The 457-nt window shown below is 42.5% G+C and carries 1 protein-coding gene; it reads left to right on the top strand.

Going from position 1 to position 457, the window contains the following annotated elements:
• On the top strand, nucleotides 1-233 hold a 233-nt coding region (locus AC1VNY_RS42645), incomplete at its 5' end, for a hypothetical protein (RefSeq protein ID WP_482409697.1).
• Between the last annotated feature and the right edge of the window lie 224 nt (nucleotides 234-457).

Genomic DNA, 457 nt, shown 5'->3' with positions numbered 1-457 from the left:
GGGTAGGACATATATTGAGAAGAACGACCAGAAACATTGCAAGACAGGCACTGTTTTGGAACCTGCAGGGAAAGAGGAGTAGGGGAAGGCCTAGACATACCTGGAGAAGAGAGCTGGAGGCTGATATTAAAAGGATAGGTAAAACATGGAAAGAATTGGAAGGGATGGCAGGAGAGAGGAAGAGCTGGAAGAAGTTTGTTGAAGACCTGTGTCCGTTGGGAGTTGAAAGGTGAGACAAGTGTTTGTTTGTGTTTGTGTCAACCAAGTTAACCACTGAGTGGAATCTGTGTGTGTTTGTTCTTATCAAACAGGTTAACTACTCAGTGGAATCTGTGTGTATTTGTTTTTATCAACCAAATAAACCACTCAGTGGAATATAACCACTCAGTGGAATATAACCACACAGTGGAATATAACCACACAGTGGAATATAACCACTCAGTGGAGTCTGTGTGAT

Source organism: Bradyrhizobium ferriligni, assembly GCF_056837965.1.
Note: the sequence above shows the minus strand (reverse complement) of the source record. Positions and strands in the feature narration are given on the sequence as shown.